At 69.9% G+C, this 23,081-nt stretch carries 19 protein-coding genes and 1 pseudogene; 8 read left to right on the top strand and 12 right to left on the bottom strand.

What is annotated here, in order from left to right:
• Positions 1 to 345, bottom strand: a pseudogene (locus ISU07_RS08870) (hypothetical protein); the annotation flags it as partial.
• Positions 346 to 708: 363 nt separating this feature from the next.
• On the bottom strand, positions 709 to 3,219 hold the full coding sequence (locus ISU07_RS08865) for an FAD-dependent oxidoreductase (RefSeq protein ID WP_194706401.1): 2,511 nt from the start codon (positions 3,217 to 3,219) through the stop codon (positions 709 to 711).
• 113 nt (positions 3,220 to 3,332) lie between these two features.
• On the opposite strand from ISU07_RS08865, the gene ISU07_RS08860 reads away from it, so the two are divergent.
• The gene (locus ISU07_RS08860) at positions 3,333 to 3,776 is read left to right on the top strand and encodes a VOC family protein (protein WP_194706400.1); all 444 of its coding nucleotides are present in this window, start codon (positions 3,333 to 3,335) and stop codon (positions 3,774 to 3,776) included.
• A 63-nt stretch (positions 3,777 to 3,839) separates the two neighbouring features.
• On the opposite strand, the gene ISU07_RS08855 is transcribed toward ISU07_RS08860, so the two are convergent.
• Complete coding sequence (locus ISU07_RS08855) at positions 3,840 to 5,051, bottom strand: saccharopine dehydrogenase family protein (protein ID WP_194706399.1); 1,212 nt, start codon at positions 5,049 to 5,051, stop codon at positions 3,840 to 3,842.
• 100 nt (positions 5,052 to 5,151) lie between these two features.
• Entirely contained in the window at positions 5,152 to 6,585 is a 1,434-nt protein-coding gene (locus ISU07_RS08850) for a gamma-aminobutyraldehyde dehydrogenase (RefSeq protein ID WP_194706398.1), read from the bottom strand.
• A 169-nt stretch (positions 6,586 to 6,754) separates the two neighbouring features.
• On the opposite strand from ISU07_RS08850, the gene ISU07_RS08845 reads away from it, so the two are divergent.
• A complete protein-coding gene (locus tag ISU07_RS08845; RefSeq protein ID WP_194706397.1) occupies positions 6,755 to 7,972 on the top strand; it encodes an LCP family protein in 1,218 nt (405 codons plus the stop codon).
• A 114-nt stretch (positions 7,973 to 8,086) separates the two neighbouring features.
• Here the strand turns inward: ISU07_RS08845 and ISU07_RS08840 are convergent, their stop codons facing one another.
• Both ISU07_RS08840 and speB read right to left on the bottom strand, forming a co-directional pair.
• A complete protein-coding gene (locus ISU07_RS08840) occupies positions 8,087 to 9,697 on the bottom strand; it encodes an amidohydrolase (RefSeq protein WP_323742507.1) in 1,611 nt (536 codons plus the stop codon).
• Positions 9,698 to 10,699 carry an agmatinase gene (speB, locus tag ISU07_RS08835; RefSeq protein ID WP_194706396.1) on the bottom strand — a complete coding sequence of 334 codons (1,002 nt, stop codon included), beginning with the start codon at positions 10,697 to 10,699 and terminating at the stop codon, positions 9,698 to 9,700.
• 173 nt (positions 10,700 to 10,872) lie between these two features.
• Between speB and ISU07_RS08830 the strand changes: the two genes are divergently transcribed.
• Positions 10,873 to 12,303 (top strand): aspartate aminotransferase family protein, encoded by a 1,431-nt coding sequence (locus ISU07_RS08830; RefSeq protein WP_194706395.1) that lies wholly within the window; start codon positions 10,873 to 10,875, stop codon positions 12,301 to 12,303.
• A 151-nt stretch (positions 12,304 to 12,454) separates the two neighbouring features.
• Here the strand turns inward: ISU07_RS08830 and ISU07_RS08825 are convergent, their stop codons facing one another.
• Genes ISU07_RS08825 through ISU07_RS08805 form a run of 5 tightly spaced genes read right to left on the bottom strand, consistent with a single transcriptional unit; the run spans position 12,455 to position 17,058 of the window.
• Positions 12,455 to 12,898, bottom strand: coding sequence for a DUF1579 family protein (locus ISU07_RS08825; RefSeq protein ID WP_194706394.1), 444 nt, complete (start codon positions 12,896 to 12,898; stop codon positions 12,455 to 12,457).
• 30 nt (positions 12,899 to 12,928) lie between these two features.
• Positions 12,929 to 13,795, bottom strand: a complete 867-nt coding sequence (locus tag ISU07_RS08820) for an ABC transporter permease (protein WP_194706393.1) — start codon at positions 13,793 to 13,795, stop codon at positions 12,929 to 12,931.
• Complete coding sequence (locus ISU07_RS08815) at positions 13,795 to 14,700, bottom strand: ABC transporter permease (RefSeq protein WP_194706392.1); 906 nt, start codon at positions 14,698 to 14,700, stop codon at positions 13,795 to 13,797. The genes ISU07_RS08820 and ISU07_RS08815 overlap by 1 nt, the downstream gene beginning before the upstream one ends.
• Complete coding sequence (locus ISU07_RS08810; protein WP_194706391.1) at positions 14,697 to 15,830, bottom strand: ABC transporter ATP-binding protein; 1,134 nt, start codon at positions 15,828 to 15,830, stop codon at positions 14,697 to 14,699. Before ISU07_RS08810 ends, ISU07_RS08815 begins: the two co-directional genes overlap by 4 nt.
• Complete coding sequence (locus ISU07_RS08805; protein WP_194706390.1) at positions 15,823 to 17,058, bottom strand: ABC transporter substrate-binding protein; 1,236 nt, start codon at positions 17,056 to 17,058, stop codon at positions 15,823 to 15,825. Before ISU07_RS08805 ends, ISU07_RS08810 begins: the two co-directional genes overlap by 8 nt.
• A 203-nt stretch (positions 17,059 to 17,261) precedes the next feature.
• Here ISU07_RS08805 and ISU07_RS08800 point away from each other — a divergent pair, with 203 nt between their 5' ends.
• From ISU07_RS08800 to ISU07_RS08785, 4 genes are all read left to right on the top strand, one after another.
• Positions 17,262 to 17,732, top strand: coding sequence for an Lrp/AsnC family transcriptional regulator (locus ISU07_RS08800; RefSeq protein ID WP_323742506.1), 471 nt, complete (start codon positions 17,262 to 17,264; stop codon positions 17,730 to 17,732).
• 116 nt (positions 17,733 to 17,848) lie between these two features.
• Entirely contained in the window at positions 17,849 to 19,144 is a 1,296-nt protein-coding gene (locus tag ISU07_RS08795; protein WP_323742505.1) for an NAD(P)/FAD-dependent oxidoreductase, read from the top strand.
• A complete protein-coding gene (locus ISU07_RS08790; RefSeq protein ID WP_194706388.1) occupies positions 19,144 to 19,839 on the top strand; it encodes a Calx-beta domain-containing protein in 696 nt (231 codons plus the stop codon). The genes ISU07_RS08795 and ISU07_RS08790 overlap by 1 nt, the downstream gene beginning before the upstream one ends.
• A gap of 69 nt (positions 19,840 to 19,908) precedes the next feature.
• On the top strand, positions 19,909 to 20,277 hold the full coding sequence (locus ISU07_RS08785; RefSeq protein ID WP_194706387.1) for a hypothetical protein: 369 nt from the start codon (positions 19,909 to 19,911) through the stop codon (positions 20,275 to 20,277).
• A gap of 13 nt (positions 20,278 to 20,290) precedes the next feature.
• Here the strand turns inward: ISU07_RS08785 and ISU07_RS08780 are convergent, their stop codons facing one another.
• Positions 20,291 to 21,718, bottom strand: coding sequence for a M1 family metallopeptidase (locus tag ISU07_RS08780; RefSeq protein WP_194706386.1), 1,428 nt, complete (start codon positions 21,716 to 21,718; stop codon positions 20,291 to 20,293).
• 175 nt (positions 21,719 to 21,893) lie between these two features.
• On the opposite strand from ISU07_RS08780, the gene ISU07_RS08775 reads away from it, so the two are divergent.
• Entirely contained in the window at positions 21,894 to 22,805 is a 912-nt protein-coding gene (locus ISU07_RS08775) for a serine protein kinase RIO (protein ID WP_194706385.1), read from the top strand.
• Positions 22,806 to 23,081: the final 276 nt, after the last annotated feature.

The following is a 23,081-nucleotide window of genomic DNA, read 5'->3' as shown; positions in this document are numbered from 1 at the left end:
GATCTCCCGGGCCTGCGCGACCTGCACTGCTCCATTACTCATCGCGTCGACGATCCGGGTGCCGGGGTGGTGGGCGAGCTTCTCGCGGAGCCGGACCTGGCCGATCCCGTCGCGGGTCTCGGCCGCGAGCCAGTGGGCGGTGGACCGGGCGCCGGTCTCGACCGCGATGTCCTCCGCGGCCGCGAGGGCACGGACTCGGGCGGCTTCGGCTCGGGCGATGACCCGGGAGAGGTCGGTCAGGAGTGTCTTCTTCTCACTGGTGGTGAGGTAGGTCGGGTCCACGCCGGCGAGGTCGTCGAGGGCGGCGTTGATCGCCGCGATCGGGGCCTCGGACCGGCTGGACATGGATCAATCCAAGCATCGACCACCGACAGTGGTCGGGCCTCAGAACCCCTTGTCCACACGGGATTCCGAGATACTGGCCAACCATTTTCGGGAGGTTGTCTCGGGCGGTGACCACAGCGGTCGACCCTCCACGGACCTGCCAGCGGCCACGGCCTCCAGCTGGCCACCGCCACCACCTACGGCGACCAGCCACCCCTGTCGTTCTTCACGAACCGCAACCATCCGCGGCCGCAGGCCGAAGCCGGAGTCGCCGGGTCTCGTGACGGGACTCCGTCCCTCCTCGACCAGCGTTGGACTCCGTCCCTCCTCGACCAGCGTTGGACTCCGTCCCTCCTCGACCAGCGGAAGCGACGAACAGACGCCTCAGGCCAGCACCCGCGAACGCTGCGGGTCGAAGAACGGCTTGAGCGACACCTGCGTCGGCACCCGGGTCCCTGCCACGTCGATCTCGAACGACCCACTCGCCAGGTCGGCGGGGCCGAAGCCCTCGTCGCGTGTCACGTCGGCGATGCCGCAGGCGGCGCCGAGCGAGTGGCCGAAGCCGCCGCTGCGCACCACGCCGACAGGCTGGCCGTCCCAGTAGATCGGCTCGTCGCCGTACAGGTCGTGGTCGGGCGAGGTGAGCAGCACGTTGACGAGCCGCTTGGTCATGGGGCCCGACTCCTTCTGCTTGAGCAGCGCCTCGCGGCCGACGAACCCTCCCGGCTTGTCCCACGCGACGGCGAAGCCGAGCCCGGCTTCGAGCGGGGTGTCGGTGGAGTCGATGTCGTGGCCCATGTCGCGGAAGGCCTTCTCCAGGCGCATCGTCTCCAGCGCGCCGACGCCCGTGGGGAGGAACGTCGGCCCGGCGGCCGCGCGCAGCTGGTCGTACAACGTGGCGCCGAACTCGGTCGGCACGAGCAGGTCCCAGCCCAGCTCGCCGACGTACGTCACGCGCAGCGCCCACAACGGGGTGTAGCCGAGCTCCACCTTCCGCCCGGTCAGGTAGGGGAACGCCGAGTCCGACCATTCGTCGGGGCTGAGCGACTGCAGCACCTCGCGCGACCGCGGCCCCTGCACCGAGAGCAGCGCGTAGGCGCCGGTGACGTCGGTGACGGTGAGGAACTCCCCGTCGCGCGTCTGCCGGCGGATCCACGCGGGCACGCGGCGGTGGATGGTGTCGCCGCTGATCACCATGTACTGGTCCTCGGCGAGACGCGTGACGGTGACGTCGGCGATGATCCCGCCGCGGTCGTCGAGCCACTGCGTGTACACGACCCGACCAACGGCGGTGTCGACGTCGTTGGCGCACACCCGGTTGAGCACCGCCGAGGCCGCCGGCCCTTGCACGAGGTGGTGAGACATCAGCGAGAGGTCGAACATCGCCAGGCTGTCGCGGGCCTGGAGGTGCTCGGCCCGCGTCCGCTCGAACGCCTCACCGCGCTCGAAGCCCCACTCGACAGTTGGGGTGACGCCCGGACCGGCGAAGTAGTCGGGGTACTCCCAGCCGCTGGCGGCGACGAAGTGCGCACCGTCGGCGACGTGCTGGGGGTGGTACGGCGACCGGCGGACGTCGCGGGCGTGCTCGTTCTGGGCGTTCGGCCAGGAGAGGTCGTTGAGCAGGAACCCGAGCCGCTGCACCGTGCGCTCCTGGCGGAACAGCCGGGTGGCCTGGAACTCGTGCGCGCGGTCGACACCGACCCCGGTCAGGTCGAGAGGCGGGTACTCCTCGATCAGCCACTGCGCCATCATGTGGCCGAGCCCACCGCCGGACAGGATGCCGACGGAGTTGAGGCCGCACGCGAGATACAGGCCGTCGACCTCGGGCGACTCCCCCAGCATCGGCGACAGGTCGTCGGTGAAGCTCTCCGGCCCGCAGAACAGCGTGCGGATGCCGACGTCCTCGAGCGCGGGGAACCGCTTCATGGCGACCTCGAGGAACGGAGCCATCCGGTCCCAGTCGGGCGGCAGCACCGCGAACGCGCTCTCCCGCGGTGTCCCGTCCAGCGCCCACGCCTTGGCCACCGGCTCGAACATGCCGACCAGCAGGCCGCCGCCCTCCTCGCGGTAGTAGCCGTAGGCCTCGCCGTCCTCGATCACCGGCACCGACTCCGGCGTCACGCCCGCGATCGGCTCGGTCAGGAGGTAGTAGTGCTCGGCGGCCTGCAGCGGCACCGTCACGCCGGCCTTGGCGGCCAGCTCGCGACCCCACAGACCGGCGGCCAGCACGACCTTCTCGCACTCGACGTCGCCTCGCGGCGTACGGACGCCGGTCACGCGACCGTCCACGATGGTGAACCCGGTGACCTCGGTCTCCTCGAAGATCCGGGCGCCGCGCTGCCGCGCACCCTTGGCCAGCGACATGGTCACGTCCACCGGGTTGGCGCGACCCTCGTCCGGCGTCCAGAACCCGCGCACGATGTCGTCGGTGCGCATGAGCGGCACCAGGTCGGCGACCTCCTTCGGAGAGAGCACCTCCTTGGTCATCCCGACCGAGCGCATGTACGCCGTCTCGCGGCGCAGGCTCTCGTCCGCCCGCGCCGTGGTGGCGAGCTGGAGGTACCCGCACCGGCGGAACCCCGTCGACAGGCCGGTCTCCTCCTCCAGCCGGGCGTAGAGCTCGGCGGAGTACCGCGCCATCCACAGGGCGTCCTCGGTCGTGCCGCCGGAGACGATCTCGCCGGCCGCGTGCCACGTCGTCCCGGACGTCAGCTGCTTGCGCTCCAGGAGCACGACGTCCTGCGCGCCCAGCAGCGCCAGGTGGTAGGCGATCGACGTGCCGATCACGCCACCGCCGACGACGACGTACTGCGCCCTGCTCGGCAGGTCCCCCGTGGCCGCTTCGGACGCGGCGCGGGCGGCCGACGGGTTGATGGCGGCGAAGTCCAGCGACATGGGGGCAGCCTGCCATTCTTTGAATGACTGTTCAATCAGGAACGCCCGAGAAATCTGCCGCGTCGCCGATGTCGAGGATCGCGCGCCGGCTCCGTCCGGTGAGTATGGAGACCATGAACCGCGTACGACGCTTCGACCACGTCGGCATCACCGTCGCCGACCTCGACGCCGCGATCGAGTTCTTCCTCGGGCTCGGGCTCGAGCTCGAGGGCCGCACGGAGCTCGAGGATCCGTTCCTCGACACGGTGTGCGGCATCCCGGACTCACGCACGGACGTCGCGATGCTCCGGCTCCCCGACGGCGGCACCACCCTCGAGCTCTGCACGTTCATCCGCCCGGACGTCGTGCCCGGCAACCAGACGGCGATGGCCAACGAGGTCGGCCTGCGCAACGTCGCGTTCGAGGTCGACGACCTGCCCGCGCTCGTCGACGAGCTCGCCGCGAAGGGCTACGGGCTGGTGGGCGGCATCGGCGAGTACCAGGGCGTCTGGCGGATGGCGTACGTCCGCGGCCCCGAGGGCATCGTGGTCGCGCTCGCCCAGCGGCTCGACGCCTGACGAGGTTCACGCTGGTCGAGGAAGACGCTCTGGCGCTGTCTTCGTCGCTCCTCGACCAGCGGTTCAGTCCAGCTCCTTCTGCCCCCAGGGCGAGCCGTACTCGGTCAGCAGGTCGAGGAACGGTACGGCGTCGAAGGCCTCGGGGCCCAGCACGCCCGCGCCTGACCACGTACCCCGCGACAGCAGCTCCAGCGCCACCACCGGGTTGATGGCCGTCTGCCAGACCACGCACTGGTGGCCGTACTCCGCCATCGTCTGCTCGTTGTCGACGACGTGGTAGAGGTACGTCGAGCGCGGCTCGCCGTCCTTGCCCGTCCCGGTGACCCACAAGCCGGCGCAGGTCTTGCCCTTCATCCGCGGCCCGACCGTCGCCGGGTCGGGCAGCACGGCGGCGACCACGTCACGCGGCGAGACCTCGACGCCCTTGACGCGCACCTTCTCGGTGCGGTCGAGGCCGAGGGTGTTGAGCACCTTGAGGATGTTGATGAACTCGTCGCCGAGGCCGTACTTGAACGTCGCCCGCTTGCAGTCGACCCAGCGCGGCATGAGGAGCACCTCTTCGTGCTCGACGTTCACGCACTCGACGGGCCCGATGCCCTCGGGGAAGTCGAAGACCTCCGGCTCGGAGAACGGCGCGGTCGTGTGCCACTCGCCGTCCTGCCAGATCACCGGCGGGTTCAGGCACTCCTCGATCGTGGTCCACATCGAGAACGACGGCGCGAAGATCTCGTTGCCCGCCTCGTCGGTGACCGTGAGGTTCGCGCCGTCGCGGGTGCCGAGCTCGTCGATCTCGGAGAACAGGTGGTCGGCGGCGTACCTCGCGAACACGTCCGAGAGCCCCGGCTCCACGCCGATCCCGACGAGCGCGAGCCGCCCGGCGGACTCCCAGTCCGACGCGACCGCGAACTGCTCGTCGCCGAGCTTCACGCCCGTCTTCTCGTACGGCGCCTCGGGGTGCGGCTTGCTCAGCGACATCGCCATGTCGAGGTAGTCCGCGCCGGCCTCGAAGGCCCCGTTGAAGATCGACATGTTGAAGACCGGGTCGACGGCGTTCATCACGTGGGTGATGCCGTGCTCGCGGACCAGCGCGGCCACGGACTCCTGGGACGACGCGTCGACCTGCGCCCCGACGTACCGCTCGTCCTGCGCCGCCGCCTTCTCGGCGCGCGACGCGTCGTAGTCGGCGATGACGATCTGCTCGAAGAAGTCGCGGCGGGCCGCGATGGACGCGAACGCGGCGCCGACGCCGCCGGCGCCGACGAGGAGGATCTTCATGTCAGGTGGTCTTTCCTCTCACGAGGTCTCGACACGGGCTCGCTGGCGCTCCCCCGGCTCGACCAGCAATGGATCGGTGGTCGAGACCTCCGAGCGGGAGCTACTCGCCGATGAAGTGCATGACGTGCTTGAGGCGGGTGTAGTCCTCGAACCCGTAGACCGAGAGGTCCTTGCCGTAGCCGGAGTGCTTGAACCCGCCGTGCGGCATCTCGGAGATGAACGGGATGTGGGTGTTCACCCAGACGCACCCGAAGTCGAGCTTCTTCGACATCCGCATCGCGCGGCCGTGGTCCTTGGTCCACACCGAGGAGGCGAGGCCGTACTGGACACCGTTGGCCCAGGCGAGCGCCTCGGCCTCGTCGGAGAACTTCTGGACGGTGATGACCGGGCCGAAGATCTCGGTCTGGATCTGCTCGTCGTCCTGCTTGAGGCCCGAGAGCACCGTGGGCTCGTAGAAGTAGCCGGCCTCACCCTGCTGGTGACCGCCGATGTTGAGCGTGGCGTGGTCCGGCAGCCGGTCGACCATGCCGGACACGTGCGCGAGCTGGTTGGAGTTGTTGACCGGACCGTAGAGGACGTCCTCGTCGTCGGGCATGCCCGTCTTGGTGTTCTTGGCCTGCTCGGTCAGCGCCGCGACGAAGTCGTCGTGGACGCCGGGGCCGGCCAGCACGCGGGTGGCGGCGGTGCAGTCCTGGCCGGCGTTGAAGTACCCCGCGACCGCGATCGCCTCGGCGGCCGCCTCGACATCGGCGTCGTCGAAGATGACGACCGGCGCCTTGCCGCCGAGCTCGAGGTGCACGCGCTTGAGGTCGGCGGACGCCGACTTGGCGACCTCCATGCCCGCACGTACCGAGCCGGTGATGGCCACCATCTGCGGCGTCTTGTGCTCGATGAGCGCGCGGCCGGTGTCGCGGTCGCCGCACACGACGTTCAGCACGCCCGGCGGCAGGAACTCCTGCGCCAGCTCGGCCAGCAGCGTCGACGAGGCCGGAGTGGTGTCGGACGGCTTGAGGACGATCGTGTTGCCCGCGGCCAGCGCCGGCGCGATCTTCCAGATCATCATCATCAGCGGGTAGTTCCACGGCGTCACCTGGCCGATGACACCGATCGGCTCACGTCGCACATACGACGTGTGGTCCTCCATGTACTCCCCCGCCGAGCGACCCTCGAGGACGCGGGCCGCACCCGCGAAGAACCGGAAGTGGTCGGAGGCGTAGGGCATCTCCTCCGACATCGTCAGGCCCAGCGGCTTGCCGGTGTCCTTGGACTCGACGGCGTTGATCTCCTCGACCCGGGCCTCGATCGCGTCGGCGATCTTGAGCAAGGCGGCCGCCCGGTCCTTGGGCGTGCTGTCGCCCCAGCCCTCGAAGGCCTCGGCCGCGGCGGCGTACGCCTGGTCGACGTCCTCCGGGCCGGACATCGGCGCGGTCGCGTAGACCTCGCCGGTGGTCGGGTCGATGACGTCGTACCGCTCGCCCGACACGCTGTCGACGAGCTTGCCGTTGACGACGTTCTTGAAAGCCTGGTCAGCCATGCTGTATCCCCTCAGGAAGCGCGTGTTGGTGGGAGCCTAGCGACGCGTCCCTCGATTCTGTAGGGACCCTCGCGACGGAAACCTCCGTCCGGCGCACCAAACGACACGAGAACCGCACACCGACGCCGGTCGAGACCGCGGATCCCGAAGAAGGGCCGCGAGGAGACCGATGCGCGAGCTGTGGAGCAGACCCTGGGCCAAGCCGGTGGCCGTCACGCTCGCGGCGGTGCTGTACGTCGTGCTGCTCGGCTGGCTGAACCTGCACGGCCACATCGACGCGGCCGTGTGGATGCTGCTCATCGGGATCCTCGGCCTCATCGGGCTCGCGGTGTGGCAGTTCCGCCGCCACCACCGGCGGCTGGCGGCCGGGCTGACCGCGCTGGCGCTGGTGATCATCGGCCTGACGACGTGGTACGCCCTGAACCTCAACGGCAAGATCAACGCGATCCCGCGCATCGACTCCTCGGTCATCACCGGCGACGAGAACCGCCCGCCGAAGGCCGCGAACAAGTCGATCAACATCCTGCTGATGGGCGCGGACAACCCCCAGCGGCTGGTGAAGAAGCCGACCGTCGCCCAGCTGCTCGAGGACGGCGCGTGGGACCCCGGCGCCTACCGCAGCGACACGATGATGGTCGTCCACATCCCGGCCAACCGGAAGACGGCGTACGTCGTCTCCGTCCCGCGCGACTCCTACGTCCCCATCTACGACGAGAAGGGCGACGAGCACGGGCGCAACAAGATCAACACGGCGTTCGCGGAGTACGGCCCGTTCGGGACGTGGCGCACCATCGAGAACCTCAGCGGTGTGCACATCGACCACATGGCCGTGATCGACTACGCCGGCTTCAACCAGCTCACCGAGGCCATCGGCGGCGTCGACGTCTACGTGCCCCAGACGGTCTTCGACAGCGCCCAGGACCAGGAGTGGACCGAGGGCTGGCACCACGTCCAGGGCGAGCTCGCACTCAAGTACGTCCGGATGCGGCACGGTCTGCTCGAGGGGGACTTCGACCGGATCGACCGCCAGCAGAACTTCCTGCGCGCCGTCCTCCAGAAGACCCTGTCGGACGGCACGATCGGCAACCCCGTCAAGCTCAACAACGTCCTCGGCGCGATCACCGGCCACCTCGCGGTCGACAGCGACTGGTCGACCAAGGACCTGCGCAACCTGGCCCTCAGCCTGCGCGGCATCAACAGCAAGAACGTCCGCTTCATGACGCTGCCGTTGCTCCGCTACCAGGTGATCCCGGGCGTCGGCGACTCCAACATCATCGACAGCCAGGCCGCCAAGATCCTCTGGAAGGCCGTCCTCGACGACAAGGTCGGCCCGTACCTCAAGAACCACCCCCAGGACGAGCTGCCCGACCCGAAGGACGTCAGCTGACCACCACCCGCTGGTCGAGGAGGGCGCGCCAGCGCCCGTCACGAGACCCGGTGACGGGTCGGCGTACCGGTGGCGAGGTCTCGTGACGGGACTTCGTCCCTCCTCGACCAGCGATCACCGCGAGTAGACCGCCTCGCCGTCGATCCAGCTCGACACGACGCGCGTGCGGCCGATCTCCGAGGGCGGGCCGGCGAACGGGTCGCGGTCGAGCACGACGAGGTCGGCGGCCGCGCCGGGTGCCAGCGCGCCGGCGCCGTCCAGCTCGTCGCGCCGGTTGATCCAGGCCGAGCCGGAGGTGTACGCCGCGAACGCTGTCTCCAGCTCCAGCGCCTGCTCGGGCAGGAACGGCTCGCCTTCCTCGCCGTTGCTCCGCTCCGGGTCCGTGCGGTTGACCGCCACGTGCATCGCCTGCAGCGGGTCGGGGCTGCTGACCGGCCAGTCGCTGCCCATCACCAGACGCGCACCGGCGCGGTGCAGGTCACCGAAGGGGTACTGCCACGTGCCCCGCTCCGGGCCCAGGAACGGCAGCGTCAGCTCGGTCATCTGCTCGTCGGCGTACGCCCACAGGGCCTGCGCGTTGGCCGCCACGCCGAGCGCGGCGAAGCGGGGGACGTCGTCGGGGTGGATCACCTGCAGGTGCGCGATGTGGTGCCGGTTCTCCCGGCGCGCCCGTTCGAAGGCGTCGAGTGCCTCCCGCGTCGCGCGGTCGCCGATCGCGTGCACGTGCACCTGGAAGCCGGCCTCGTCCAACGCGGCGACCACCTCCCGGAGCGCCCCCGCCTCGACGAACGAGTGGCCGCGGTTGGTGGTCTCCCGGCCCTCGGCGTCGAGGTACGGCGTGAGCATCGCGGCCGTGAAGTTCTCGGCGACACCGTCCTGCATGATCTTGATCGCCGAACCCTGGAAGCGGCCGCCGCTGAGCGCCTCCCGGCGGGCCACGAGGTCCGCGACCTGGTCGAGACCGCGGTCGCGCTCCCACCAGAGCGCGCCGACGACGTGCGACCGGAGGTCGCCGCTCTCGGCCGCCCGGCGGTACGTCGCGCCGGGGTCGTCCATCCCGGCGTACGAGCCCACGATCGCGTCCTGCCAGGCGGTGACACCGACCGAGTGCAGGTACCGCTGCCCCTCGATGAGCCCGCCGTAGTACTCGGCCGCGCTGATGCCGGGCGCGAGTCGCGACACCAGCGCCATCGCGCCCTCGTGCAGGGTGCCCGTGGGGTTGCCGTCGGCGTCGCGCTCGATGCGACCGTCGGCCGGGTCCGGGGTCCTCTGGTCGATCCCGGCCAGCGCGAGGGCGCGCGAGTTGACCCACGCGCCGTGGTGGTCGCGGTTCGGCAGGAACGCCGGCCGGTCCGGCACGACCGTGTCGAGGTCGGCGGCCGTCGGCGTGCCGCCCGGGAACGCCGGCATCGCCCAGCCTCCGCCCAGGATCCACTCCCGGTCGGGGTGCGCGTCGGCGTACGCCTTGACCGCGGCGAGGTACCCCTCGCGCGTCGACTCCTCGGACAGGTCGCAGCGCAGCCGCTCCAGCCCGCCCTGGATCGGGTGGCAGTGCGCGTCGGTGAACCCGGGACTCACCAGCCCGCCGGCCATGGCGACGACATCGGCCCCCGGCGGTACGTCGGTCTCGGCGGTGACCCTGCCGTCGCGGACGACGAGGGTGCGCGGTCCGAGGTACCGGTGACCGTCGAACACTGACCCGTCGACGAACGCGGTCGTCCTCACTCAGCGCCCTTCCAGGAGCGGGCCGGCGGGGTCGTGGCTGATGCCGTGCTTGCGGACGGCCAGGCCCGCGAGGGCCTCGAGGCACACGCGGTTGGCGAGGTACGCCGTGATCTCGGCGTGGTCGTACGGCGGCGACACCTCGACCACGTCGATGCCGGCGACCGGCAGCTCGCGGCAGATGCGGCGTACCGCGTCCAGGAGCTGCCGCGACGTGAGCCCACCCGGCTCCGGGGTGCCGGTGCCCGGCGCGTGCCCCGGGTCGCAGACGTCGATGTCGACCGACAGGAAGACCGCGTCGCACTCGTCGAGCGCGATCTCGAAGGCCTCGTCGAGACACGCCTCGAGGCCGCGCTTGCCGATCTCGGTCATCTCGTAGGAGCGCATGTTCTGCTCCGCCATCCAGCCGAGCGTCTCCGGGCCGGGCCAGTAGCCGCGCAACCCGATCTGGAGGAACCGGTCGCCGCGCAGGGCGCCGGACTCGATGAGCCGGCGCATCGGCTGGCCGTGGCCGTACAGCGAGCCGAACTCGATGTCCCCGGTGTCGGCGTGGGCGTCGAAGTGGATCATCGACACCTTGCCGAACCCGAGGTGCCGGGCCACACCGGTGGCGTCCGGCAGCGCGATCGAGTGGTCGCCGCCGAGCACCAGGGGTACGGCGCCGGCCGACGCGACGGCGTACACGGCTTGCTCCAGCGCCCCGAGCGCCCGCTCGATCTCGCCGGGCGGCATCTCGACGTCGCCGGCGTCGACGACCCGGACGTCCTGCAGCGAGTCGACGCGCAGCGCCAGGTGCGGGCGCGAGCCGTCCTGGGGCAGGTAGTCGGTCTGGCGGATGGCCATCGGGCCGAAGCGGGTGCCCGGCCGGTGCGAGGTGCCGCCGTCGAACGGCGCCCCGACGACCACGACGTCCGCCTCGGCCAGCGCGGCCGCGTCGTCGAGGTCCACCGGGTCGACGCCGAGGAAGGTGATGTCGGGTCCGAACTGGGCGCCGTACCGGGTCATGGGGTGTGTCTACCAGCCGACGGGTACGGCACGCACTCTTCGGATTTCGCAGCGAAACACCCGAGATGCGACGGATTCACTTGCCGGAGTTCGCTGCGGGACGGCAAGATGATGGCGAGACTGGTCATCTCCGGTCTCATTCACTTTCGCGCCCCACGAGGACACCGATAACCATGTCGAGCGACCCGACCGCTCCCTACACCGACGACGAGTTCGCCCGCCTCCAGCAGGCCGGCCGCGACCACCTGTGGCTGCACTTCTCCCGTCACTCCGTCTACGAGCAGGGCGAGATGCCCGTCATCGTGCGCGGTGAGGGTCCCTATCTGTACGACGCCAAGGGCAAGCGCTACCTCGACGGGCTGGCCGGTCTGTTCGTGAACCAGCTCGGCCACGGCCGGACCGACCTCGCCGAGGCGGCCGCCAAGCAGGCCGCCCAGCTGGCGTTCATGCCGCTGTGGTCCTACGCGCACCCGAAGGCGATGGAGCTGGCCGAGCGCGTCGCGGGCTACGCCCCGGGCGACCTCAACCGCGTCTTCTTCACCAGCGGCGGCGGCGAGGCCGTCGAGACCGCGTGGAAGCTCGCGAAGAACTACTTCAAGCTCACCGGCAAGCCGACCAAGCACAAGGTGATCAGTCGCCGCATCGCCTACCACGGCACCCCGCAGGGCGCGCTCTCGATCACCGGCCTGCCCACGATGAAGGCGCAGTTCGAGCCCCTGGTGCCCTCGACGTTCAGGGTCCCGAACACCAACTTCTACCGCGCCCCGGAGCGGTTCCAGCCTGGTCCTGACAACGCCGGCGACAGTGCACGTCTTTGGGAGGCCTTCGGCCGCTGGGCCGCCGACGAGATCGCGGTCGCGATCGAGAACGAGGGCGCCGACACCGTCGCCGCCGTCTTCCTCGAGCCCGTGCAGAACTCCGGCGGCTGCTTCCCGCCCCCGCCCGGGTACTTCGAGCGGGTCCGCGAGATCTGCGACGAGTACGACGTGCTGCTGGTCTCCGACGAGGTCATCTGCGCCTTCGGCCGGCTGGGCCACATGTTCGGCGCGGAGCGCTACGGCTACCAGCCCGACATGATCACCTGCGCCAAGGGCATCACCTCCGGGTACGCCCCCCTCGGCGCGATGATCGCCTCCGACCGCCTGATGGAGCCGTTCCTCACGGGCACCGAGTCGTTCATGCACGGCTACACGTTCGGCGGCCACCCGGTCTCCTGCGCTGTCGCGATGGCCAACCTCGACGTCTTCGAGAACGAGAAGATCCTCGAGGGCGTCCGCGAGAAGGAGCCGGCCTTCCGCGCCACGCTCGAACAGCTCAAGGACCTCCCGATCGTCGGCGACGTCCGCGGCGACGGGTTCTTCTACGGCATCGAGCTGGTCAAGGACAAGGAGACCAGGGAGACCTTCGACGACGACGAGTCCGAGCGCCTGCTCCGCGGCTTCCTGTCGAAGGCCCTCTACGACGCCGGTCTCTACTGCCGCGCCGACGACCGTGGCGACCCCGTCATCCAGCTCTCTCCCCCGCTGATCTGCGACCAGTCGCACTTCGACGAGATGGAGCAGATCCTCCGCGTCGTCCTCGACAAGGCCGCCACTCTGCTCTGACGCCCGCCCCACGCGATTCGTCAGCGATCCTCCGGGTACTCGCAGCGCGCAATCCCCTGACGAATCGGTCGGTGAGGCGCACGCGATTCGTCTGCGGTTTCGCCTGGAACGGCACGCTCAGCAGACACAGACGAACCGCGGGCAACGAGCGCTAGGCGCGGTCGAACACCAGGTCGAAGTCCTTGCGCCAGGTAGCGCCCCGGTCGTCGGACGCCTCCCAGCGTGCGGCGACGCGGTCCGGTGCCACGTCCGCGACGAACCGCTGGAACATGTCGGCGTCCTCACGGACGAGCGTCCACCGGCCGTCGGTGAACGTCATGGCGAACACCCGGCAGACCCCGCGCTCGTCCTTGTAGAGAGCGGTGTAGGCGTCCTGCGGGTCGCTGCGGCCGAGCACCATCACCATCTCGCTCGTGGCCGAGCCGACGTCGCCCTGTATCGTCCAGCGGAAGACGACGAACACGTCGCCCAGCCACTCGACCGTCGCCGCACCGGGCACCTCTTGCTCGGGAGGGTCCAGGAACCAGGCGTTGCTCAGCGTCGTCCGCCACTCACCGACCAGCACGTCGAGCTGTTCCATGGCTTCACTGCGCATGTCTCGTCCTGCTCCACATGATGGACGACGTCAGGCGCGGGCGCGACGTCGCATGCGCCAGAGCTCGCCCCCGATGACAAAGACGAACGACACGAGGAACATGATGGTGCCGACCGCGAAGAGCTGCGGCGGGAAGTCCTTGAGCTTGCTGCCGTAGATGTAGAGCGGGAACGTCACCGACTGTCCGGCGGTGAAGTTCGAGACGATGAAGTCGTCGAACGACAGGGAGAACGCCAGCAGGGCGGCGGCCACGATCCCGGGCATCGCCAGCGGAAGAGTCACCAGACGGAACGTCTGCCACTCGTTGGCGTACAGGTCCATCGCGGCTTGCTCCAGGCGCGAGTCCATGCCCGTCAGCCTGGCCTTCACCGTCACCACGACGAACGACAAGCAGAACAGCGTGTGCGCGATGACGAGGGTGATGAACCCGAGGATGCTGTCGAAACCGAGCGACACGAACATCGCCAGCAGCGAGGCTCCCATGACGACCTCGGGAGTGGCCATGGGCAGGAAGATGACGAGGTTGGACGCACCGCGTCCCCGGAACGAGTGCCGGACGAGCGCGAAGGCCATCAGCGTCCCGAGCAACGTGGCCAGGATCGTCGCCGTGATGCTCACGCCGAGGCTCAGCTTGAGCGAGTCGCACAACCCGTCGGGCTCGCAGATCGACGCCCAGTTGTGCCACGTGAAGGCGTCGAACTCTGCGGTCGCGGACCGTCCGGTGGGCTGGTTGAACGACAAGGCGATGATGTAGCCGATCGGCACGAAGGTGTAGACGAGCACCAGGATGCCGATGAAGAGCACGAGCCGGTTGGCGAACCAGCGACCGACCGACCGACGAGCGTGGGGTCGCGTGCCGGGTCCTGCGGTCGACCGCTCGGCCGTCGACGTCGCCATCACACCAGCTCCTCGGTGCCGGCGCGGCGGACGTAGAACACGACCATCAACACGACCACCGCCATCAAGATGATCGACAGGCTCGCCGCCAAGGGATAGTTGTGCTCGGTGAGGAACGCCGCCTGGATGCGGTTGCCGACCATGTACTGCTTGGGCGTGCCGAGCAGCTCGGCGTTGATGTAGTCACCGCACGCGGGGATGAAGGTGAGCAACGTCCCCGACACGACGCCGGGGAGCGACAGCGGGAACGTGACACGACGGAAGCCGGTCAGCGGGCTCGAGTAGAGGTCACCGGCCGCCTCGATGAGGCGGTAGTCGACCTTGTCGAGCGAGGCGTACAACGGCAGCGTCATGAACGGCATGAAGTTGTAGACCAGACCGGCGATCACGGCGACCGGCGTCGCGAGCAACCGGCCGTCGTCGGGCAGCACGGCGATGGTCTGCAGGAAGCTGGTCACCGGTCCTTGGTCGGAGAGGATCGTCCGCCACGACAGCGTCCGCAGCAGGAAGCTGGTGAAGAACGGGGCGATCACCAGGACCAGCATGAAGTTCTTCCAGCGACCCGCCTTGAACGCGATGGCGTACGCCAACGGGTAGCCCAGCGAGAGACAGATGACGGTGGCGATCCCGGCGTACATGAAGGAGCGCACGAACAGGGTGAAGTTGTCCCGCACCGCGTCGGCGTAGTTGCCGAAGTGCCAGGTCATGGCGTAACCGGTCTCGTAGGAGCCGCTCGGGTCGTAGAGCGAGGTGAAGACCAGCTGCACGGTGGGGAAGAGGAAGAAGACCGCCAGCCACAGCATGCCCGGCACGAGCAGCAGCCACCCCCAGCCGCGGCGCCGGCTGGTCTCGCCGTCGACGACCGGTTCCGGCGCGACGGGAGGTACGCCGGCGGTACTGGTCACTCGTCGTCCTCGGGGGTCATCATGCCGGCGTGGGCGTCCTGCTTCGCGTCGAGCAGGAAGGCGTGACCGGGTGACCACACGAGGTCGACCGTGTCGCCGTGGCCCAAGGGGGTGTGCTGGCCGGTGTTCTGCTGGAAGACCATCAGCTCCTCCCCCCACGGCATCGCCACGAGGTACTGGGTGCTGACGCCGACGAAGCTCACGTCGCTGACCTTGCCTCCGGTGAGCACGTTCGCACCCGCGTGATCCTCGCGCCCCGTCGGCACGGCGGTCAGCTTCTCCGGTCGTACGCCGAGCCAGGCACGGCCGCTCTCCACGTGGGAGCGCGACGCCTCGACCTCGATCGTCTGGCCCTCGCAGTCGACCACCAGGCTGTCGCCGGAGCGCCCCGTCACGGTCGCCATGATGAGGTTGGACTGGCCCAGGAAGTTGGCCACGAAGGTGGTCCGGGGGTTCTCGTAGAGCTCGGCCGGCGTGCCCATCTGCTCGATGACGCCGTGGTTCATCACCGCGATGGTGTCGGCCATCGTCATGGCCTCCTCCTGGTCGTGGGTGACGTGCACGAAGGTGATGCCGACGTCGGTCTGGATGCGCTTGAGCTCGATCTGCATCTGGCGTCGCAGCTTCAGGTCCAGCGCACCCAAGGGCTCGTCGAGCAGGAGGACACCCGGCTCGTTGACGAGAGCGCGGGCGAGCGCCACCCGTTGCTGCTGGCCACCGGAGAGCTGTGTCGGCTTGCGAGCGGCGTAGCCGTCGAGCTGGACGAGCTCCAGCATGTCCTGGGTCTTCTTCTTGAAGTCCTGCACGCCGCGTCGCCGGAGGCCGAAGGCCACGTTGTCGAAGATCGTCAGGTGCGGGAAGAGCGCATAGGACTGGAAGACGGTGTTGACCGGCCGCTTGTAGGGCCGCAACCCGGTGATGTCGGTCTCCCCGATCAGCACCCGGCCAGCCGTAGGCTCCTCGAGCCCCGCGGCCATGCGCAGGCTGGTGGTCTTCCCGCACCCCGAAGGCCCGAGAAGGGCGAAGAAGGAGCCCTGCGGGACCGTCAGGTCGAGGTCGTCGACGGCGACGAAGTCGCCGAACTTCTTGGTGATCCCCTCGAAACGAAGGTCTCCGCTGGTCTCAGCCACTCATCACCTCGTTGAACTTGCGCTGGAGCGTCTGGCCGTCCTCCGACGACAAGGACTTGAACTGGTGCCCGCTGGCCATGGTGGCGTCGTCGAGGAAGATGTACGGGCTGTTCACGGCCGACTTGTCGAACTGGGCGATCTCGTCCTGGGCGCCGGTGACCGGGCAGAGATAGTAGTTCCACGCCGCCAATTGCGCCGCGTTGACCGGGTCGTAGTAGAAGTTCATCATCGTCTCGACGTTGGTCTTGTGGGTCGCCTTGTTGGGGACGACCATGTTGTCGACCCAGACCATGAAGCCCTCTTCGGGCTGGACGTACTTGTAGGGATCCCCGCCGAGCAGGTTGATCACGTCGCCGCTCCAGGCCTGGCAGGCGACGATGTCGCCGGACTTCATGTCGTCGATGTAGTCGTTGCCGGCGAAACGGCGCACCTGGCCGTTGTCGACGTACTTCTGGACCTCCGCGATGGCGGAGTCGAACTCGGCGTCGGTGAAGGTGGCCGGGTCGATGCCCATCATCAGCATGGTCAGACCCATGGTGTCGCGCATCTCGGTGCCGAGCTCGATCTTGCCCTTGAGGTCGGGCCGGGTCAGCAGCTCCTTCCAGGTGCTCACGGGGTCGGTGAGCTCGGAGTTGTAGCAGATGCCCGTCATCCCGGCCTGCCACGGGACGCTGTAGTCGCGCTCGGGGTCGTAGTCGGGCGACTTGACCAGGGGGATCAGGTTGGCGTCGACGTTGGGCATGTTGGCGTGGTCGAGCTTCTGGAGCCAGCCCAGATCCTTCATCCTGGCGGCCATCCAGTCGGTCACGACGAAGACGTCGCGCCCGCACGACTTGCAGTCCTGGAGCTGGGGCGAGACCTTGGCGAAGAATGTCTCGTTGTCGTTGACGTCGCCGTTCTTGTAGTCGACCGTGATCCCGCTCTCCTTCTCGAACTTCTCCATGGTCGAGGTGTTGGGCCGGTTGATCGGGTCGAGGTAGCCGATCCAGTTCGAGAACACCAGCGACTTCTCCTTGTCGCTGAGGTCGTCGCTCACACACTTGTCCGCTTCCACCTTGGCCCCGGAGGTGCCGCATGCCGTGAGCCAACCGGTCGAGGACAGGGCCAGGGCAGAGAGACCCGCCCCTCTCACCAGCGAGCGGCGGCTCATGCCGCGCGTCCCCAGGCCGAGTGCGGCCAGGCGCTCAGCGCCGGTGTCGCCGTACGGGTGGATGCGTCGCCTTGTCATGCCAACTCCTCTTGCTGTCGCACGGTGTAGTGACACGGCCCCCGCCGTCGAACCGGATCGTGTCACGCCGACCCGGGTCAAACAAGCGGATCCGCATGGAGTCGAGCCGATCACAACGGATTCGATCGTGGGCGTGGCTGCTTTACCGCTTCCAGCTGGTTTGGCAAGGTGACACCCATGCACCCCGTCGAGGAACGTCAGCCGTGAGCCGGCCCCGTCGCAGCCAGACGACGCTCGACGACGTCTCCAAGGCGATCATCGAACAGCTCCAGCAGGACGGCCGGCGCTCGTACGCCGCGATCGGCAAGGTCGTGGGCCTCTCCGAGGCGGCGGTCCGGCAACGGGTCCAGCGGCTCACCGAGAGCGGTGTGATGCAGGTCGTCGCGGTGACCGACCCGATGCAGCTCGGCTTCGCGCGCCAGGCCATGGTCGGCATCCGCGCCAAGGGCGAGCTCGAGAGCGTGGCCGAGGCGCTCGGCGAGCTCGAGGAGGTCGACTACGTCGTCATCACCGCCGGCACCTTCGACATCCTCGTCGAGGTCGTGTGCGAGAGCGACGACCACCTCCTCGAGCTGCTCTCGGGGAAGATCCGGACCATCCCCAACGTGGAGACCACCGAGACCTTCATGTACCTCAAGCTCCAGAAGCAGACGTACTCCTGGGGCGTGCGCTGAGCCGACCGTGGGACGGGGCCGCGTCTCGGGATCGTCGTTCTCTGTCCCTGTGGCACGAGTCCGCGCCCACCGACTGGGCGCCGCGCCCACCCCTGCCCGGCAACCGCGACGCCGACGTGGCCGTGGTCGGCGCCGGCTTCACCGGCCTTTGGACCGCGTACTACCTGGCCGAGGCCGACCCCACGCTGCGCATCGTGGTGCTCGAGTCGGAGGTGGCCGGGTTCGGCGCGTCGGGACGCAACGGCGGCTGGTGCTCGGCGCTCTTCCCGGCCTCCCTCGACAAGGTCGCCGGGCTCGGTGAGTCGCTGGACCGGTCCGGCGCCATCGGCCTGCACCGCGCGATGACCGCCACCGTCGACGAGGTCGGCCGGGCCGCCGCCGCCGAGGGCATCGACGCCCACTGGGCCAAGGGCGGCACCGTCGTCCTCGCCCGTACCAAGGCGCAGCTGACCCGCGCGAAGGCGGAGGTGGCGCACGCCCGCCGCTGGGGGCTCGACGAGGACGACGTCCGGCTGCTCGACGGGCAGGAGGCACGGTCGGTGCTCGCCGCCACCCGCGTCCGCGGGGCGACGTACACCCCGGCGTGCGCCGCGATCCACCCCGGCCGGCTGGTCTCCGGCCTGGCCGAGGCCGTCGAGCGACGGGGCGTGACGATCCACGAGGGCACGCCGGTCACCCGCATCGATCGCGGCCGGGCCCGGACGCCGTACGGCGACGTGCGAGCCGGCGTCGTGGTGCGGGCCACCGAGGGCTACACGCGCAGCCTGCGCGGGGAGCGCCGCCGGCTGGCGCCCGTCTACTCCCTCATCATCGCCACCGAGCCGCTGCCCGCGGAGACGTGGGAGCGGATCGGCCTGCGCCGGCGCGAGACGTTCTCCGACCACCGCCACGTGATCATCTACGGCCAGCGCACGGCCGACGACCGGCTGGTCTTCGGCGGCCGCGGCGCGCCGTACCACTTCGCGTCCCGCATCCGGCCGGAGTTCGACCGCGACGAGCGGGTGTTCGGGATGCTGCGCGCGACGCTGGTCGACCTGTTCCCGGTGCTCACGACGGCCCGCTTCACGCACGCCTGGGGCGGCGCGCTCGGGGTCCCGCGCGACTGGTGCGCGTCCGTCGGCCTGGACCGTGAGAGCGGTGTCGCATGGGCGGGCGGGTACGTCGGCGACGGGGTCGGCACCACCAACCTGGCCGGCCGCACCCTGCGCGACCTGGTGCTCGGCCGGGACACCGAGCTCACCCGGCTCCCCTGGGTCGGTCACCGCTCCCCTGCCTGGGAGCCGGAGCCCCTGCGCTGGATCGGCGCCAACCTCGGGCTGCGCGCGATGCGGCTGGCCGACGCCGAGGAGGGCGTCACCGGCCGGCCGAGCGCCATCGCCCGGGCGATGGCCCCGCTCCTGGGCGGCCATTGATGCTGCCGTTGCTCGTGGCGGCGCTCCTGCCCCTGCCCCATGTCGGCCTGCACGTGCAGGAGAGCGTCGACGAGGGCGACTCCGTGCGCGTGGCCATCACCCTCGACCGGGTGGCCAACCGCGACGTCCGCGTCCTGCTCGACACCCGCGGCCGCGAGGCGCGTGGTCGCTCGGACTACGGCCCCATCCACGGGGTGGTGACCATCCCTTCCGGACTCCTCCGTGTGACCGTGCCCGTCCACACGGTCGCGGACGGGCTCGACGAGGCCGACGAGTCGTTCGTCGTGCGTCTGCGCGACGCAGAGAACGCCGTGCTGACCTCCGACCGGGCGACCGCGACCATCGACGACCGGGACCCGACGCCGCGGGTGCGCGTCGAGGGAGCGACCATCCCCGAGCCGGAGATCACCAACCAGCTGGGCTTCACCTACGTCCGGCTGTCCGCGCCGAGCGGCCGGCGGGTCGTGGTCGAGCTCGCGACGCGACCGGGGTCGGCCACCACGGCCGACTTCGTGCCGCTGCACCCCATCGCGGTGTTCGCCCCGGGCGAGACCAGCCAGCTGGTCAGCGTCGAGGTGCTCCCCGACGACCTCGTCGAGGGCCCGGAGACGGTGCGGCTGGTCGTGACGTCGGTCCGCCACGCGCTGCCGCCGCGTCGCGCGGCGATCGTCACCATCGACGACGCCGACGACTGACCGTCCCCAACGTCGGCGTCCTGTGGCGTCGTCGGTGTCGCGGTCCTCCCCGTGCGTCATCATGTCCCCATGGACGAGCGGCGCGACGGACTCTCCGGCACGCTGCCGGTCGTCCGCCTCTCGTCGGCCGGGCAGACCTACGTCGCCACGGTCGCCCTGCTGGCGCTGGTGAGCACGCTCGCCGACGGCCGCGCCTGGTACCTCGTCCTCGTCGTGCTGACGCTCCCGCTCACCCCGGTCGCGCTGTGGGTCGGCTTCTACGCCGCGCTGGCGGTGGGCGCCGCCGTGGGCCACGGGCCGGACGCCGTCTCCTGGCCGGTCTCGCTGGTGTGGGTGGCGGTCTGGGCGCTGACCGCGTGGCTCAACGCCCGGATGCTCGAGAAGGTGCTGCGGCGCGGCTGGGCCGGCCGCTGGGTGCCGACGCCCGACGACGCGTGACCCGTGGTCCCGATCAGCCGAGGCCGTTCTCCGGCGTGCCCGCCGGTCGCGTCGGCTCGAACAGCCACGCGTCGAAGAACCCGCTCAGGTCCTGGCCGCTGACCCGCTCGGCCAGCGCCTCGAAGTCCTCCGTGCTGCCGCTGCCGCCGCGTCGCTCGGCAGCCCAGGTGCGCAGCACCTGCCAGAACGCGTCGTCGCCGAGGCGGTGCCGCAGCGCCTGGAGCGTCATCGCTCCCCGGTCGTAGACCGCCGGCGCGAAGATCTGCTGCGGCCCGGGGTCGCCGATGTGCAGCTTCCAGAAGGAGTCATCGGGGCCGGCGGCGTCCCACGAGCTCCGCAGCCAGGCCTGCGCGTCCTGGCCGCCGTGCGTCTCGGCGTACCGGATCGCCATGAAGGACGCGAAGCCCTCGTTGAGCCAGATGTCGCGCCACTGGCGTATCGCCACCGAGTCGCCGAACCACTGGTGCGCGAGCTCGTGGACGAGCAACGGCACGGCACCGGTTCCGACCTCGGGGTACGTCGGCCGCGTCTGGTTCTCCAGCGCGAAGCCCGGCCCGAGGCTGGTGACCAGGCCGCCGGTCACGCTGAACGGGTACTCCCCCAGCTGGCTCTCCAGCCAGGAGACGACCGCCGGCGTGTGCTTGAGCGTCCGCATCGACGCACGCAGCGACGCCGACGGGAGGTCCTTCGACACCGCCACCAGCCACGGCAGGCCGTCGTGCCGGCCCTGCGCGACGGCGTACTCGCCCGCGGCGAAGAACGCGAGGTACGGCACCATCGGCTCGTCGGCCAGCCAGCGGTACGTCGTGGTGGTGCGGTGCTGCTGCCGCGAGACCTGGCGTCCGTTGGCGATGACCCGGTTGCCGTTCGGCACGGTGACGGAGATGTCCATGCGCGCCTTGTCCTGCGGGTGGTCGTTCGCGGGGAACCACCACGGCGCCATGTGCGGCTGGTTCATCGCGACGACCTCGGAGTCGCTGGCCAGCCAGTTGCTCTCGCCGAGGTAGCCGTAGCGCTCCGGGAAGCCGGCGTACCGCACCACGACCTGGACCGTGCTGCCCGCCGCGAGCGGGTGCCGGGGCGTGATGACCAGCTCGTGCGCGTTCCCCGACTGGTCGTACAGCGCGTGCCGCCCGTCGACGCGGACGTCGCTGACCGGCAGCAGGAAGTCCAGGTCGAAGCTCGACAGGTCCTGGGTGGTGCGCAGGGTGACCCGCGTGTGGCCGCTGAGCTTCCGGTCGCCGAACCGGTACCGGTCGTGGACGCGGTAGCGCAGCACGTCGATCCCGCCGTTGCCGTCGAGCGGGAAGTACGGGTCACCGATGCCGTCCGCGCCGGCCACCGCGGTCGCACGCAGCGGCTCGACGGCGCCGGCCGGGGCGGACCCGGCCGCGAGGGCCAGGACGACGGCGGCGCCGAGGAGCCGGCTGGTGGAGATCACCGCTGGACCCTAGTGCTAAATCGCTTGGTCCCCGGGCCCGGGGGCTGTCACACTCGCTGCGGCTCGCCGGACCCGCCGGTGTCCCAGCCCGAGAGGAGACGTGACATGTCGATCGCCGTCCCTGGCCTGTCCTCGACAAGCCCTTCCTCTTCTCACCACTGGAGCACCTTCAGCGATGACTTCGCACCGAGACCTACCGGCCGACTGGCCGTTCGACTGGGAGCCTGACGCCTACCGATCAGGCCCCGAGTCCGGTTCCCTCGAGGGGATCGACCCCGGCTTCACCTTCGACTTCCGCAGCTACGACGACGTCGGCGACGGCCAGCGCTGGACCACGTGGTTCGACGTCGAGCCGCTGATGCGCGGTCCCGAGCCACGACCGTCCTGGGTCGTGGAGTCGCGGGGCGCCATCGACACCGAGCTCGGGATCCTCAAGACCGGCAAGGAGGCCGACGTCTTCCTCGTCGAGCGTGCCGATCCGCACGATCCCGACAGCGCGGTCGTGATGGCGGCCAAGCGCTACCGCGACAGCAACCACCGCAGCTTCCACCGCGCCGCGTCGTACGCCGAGGGGCGCAGCGTCAAGCGGTCCCGCGACGAGCGGGCGCTCAAGCGCAAGAGCACCTGGGGACGCATCGTCGCGGCCGGCGAGTGGGCGATCGCCGAGTGGGACGCCCTCAAGCGGCTCTACACGCTGGGCGCCGCGGTCCCGTACCCCGTGCAGATCGACGGGGTCGAGATCCTGATGGAGTGGATCACCGTCGACGGCGAGACGGCTCCCCGTCTGGCTCAGACGCGTCCGGAGCGGGACCTGCTCGCGTCGTACTTCGACCAGGTCCGCGACTTCCTGGCGCTGCTCGTGCAGGACGGGATCGTGCACGGCGACCTCTCGGCGTACAACATCCTCGCCGCCGGCGACCGCCTCGTCGTCATCGACCTGCCGCAGATCGTCGACCTGGTCGGCAACCCGAACGGCATGGACTTCCTGCTGCGCGACTGCACCAACATCTGCGGGTGGTTCAAGGCCCGCGGTCTGGAGGTGGACGAGCAGGAGCTGTTCGGCGAGCTGATGGCGCACGCCTTCTGACCGCGGAGTGGGCGGCCAGACCGGCGAGGTTCCCTCGGCCCATCGACTGGATCCCGTCCGCCGCCCGGGTGCGGCGCACCCCCGTTCCACTCACCCCGGACTACGAGGGGCGGAGCGCTTGTGCCACACCCGGGGACGAAGCGAAGGGAGACGCTGCGTCGACCGGCGAACTGTCAACAGGATGACGCGGAACACCCCCGGGCGGCATCGACCGAACGGGTCGGAAATGACCCGTTCGGACTAGGGGCCGGCTGGGGTGATCGGCTGAGTGGATCC

The organism is Nocardioides islandensis, from assembly GCF_015352455.1.
Classification (GTDB): Bacteria; Actinomycetota; Actinomycetes; order Propionibacteriales; family Nocardioidaceae; genus Nocardioides; species Nocardioides islandensis.
Note: the sequence above shows the minus strand (reverse complement) of the source record. Positions and strands in the feature narration are given on the sequence as shown.

Bases quoted from the DNA above. Each gene is read 5' to 3' on its own strand.
- ISU07_RS08865 (WP_194706401.1), bottom strand. From the start codon at position 3,219: ATGTCGCTGGACTTCGCCGCCATCAACCCGTCGGCCGCCCGCGCCGCG.
- ISU07_RS08860 (WP_194706400.1), top strand. From the start codon at position 3,333: ATGAACCGCGTACGACGCTTCGACCACGTCGGCATCACCGTCGCCGAC.
- ISU07_RS08855 (WP_194706399.1), bottom strand. From the start codon at position 5,051: ATGAAGATCCTCCTCGTCGGCGCCGGCGGCGTCGGCGCCGCGTTCGCG.
- ISU07_RS08850 (WP_194706398.1), bottom strand. From the start codon at position 6,585: ATGGCTGACCAGGCTTTCAAGAACGTCGTCAACGGCAAGCTCGTCGAC.
- ISU07_RS08845 (WP_194706397.1), top strand. From the start codon at position 6,755: ATGCGCGAGCTGTGGAGCAGACCCTGGGCCAAGCCGGTGGCCGTCACG.
- speB (WP_194706396.1), bottom strand. From the start codon at position 10,699: ATGACCCGGTACGGCGCCCAGTTCGGACCCGACATCACCTTCCTCGGC.
- ISU07_RS08830 (WP_194706395.1), top strand. From the start codon at position 10,873: ATGTCGAGCGACCCGACCGCTCCCTACACCGACGACGAGTTCGCCCGC.
- ISU07_RS08825 (WP_194706394.1), bottom strand. From the start codon at position 12,898: ATGCGCAGTGAAGCCATGGAACAGCTCGACGTGCTGGTCGGTGAGTGG.
- ISU07_RS08820 (WP_194706393.1), bottom strand. From the start codon at position 13,795: ATGGCGACGTCGACGGCCGAGCGGTCGACCGCAGGACCCGGCACGCGA.
- ISU07_RS08805 (WP_194706390.1), bottom strand. From the start codon at position 17,058: ATGACAAGGCGACGCATCCACCCGTACGGCGACACCGGCGCTGAGCGC.
- ISU07_RS08790 (WP_194706388.1), top strand. From the start codon at position 19,144: ATGCTGCCGTTGCTCGTGGCGGCGCTCCTGCCCCTGCCCCATGTCGGC.
- ISU07_RS08785 (WP_194706387.1), top strand. From the start codon at position 19,909: ATGGACGAGCGGCGCGACGGACTCTCCGGCACGCTGCCGGTCGTCCGC.
- ISU07_RS08775 (WP_194706385.1), top strand. From the start codon at position 21,894: ATGACTTCGCACCGAGACCTACCGGCCGACTGGCCGTTCGACTGGGAG.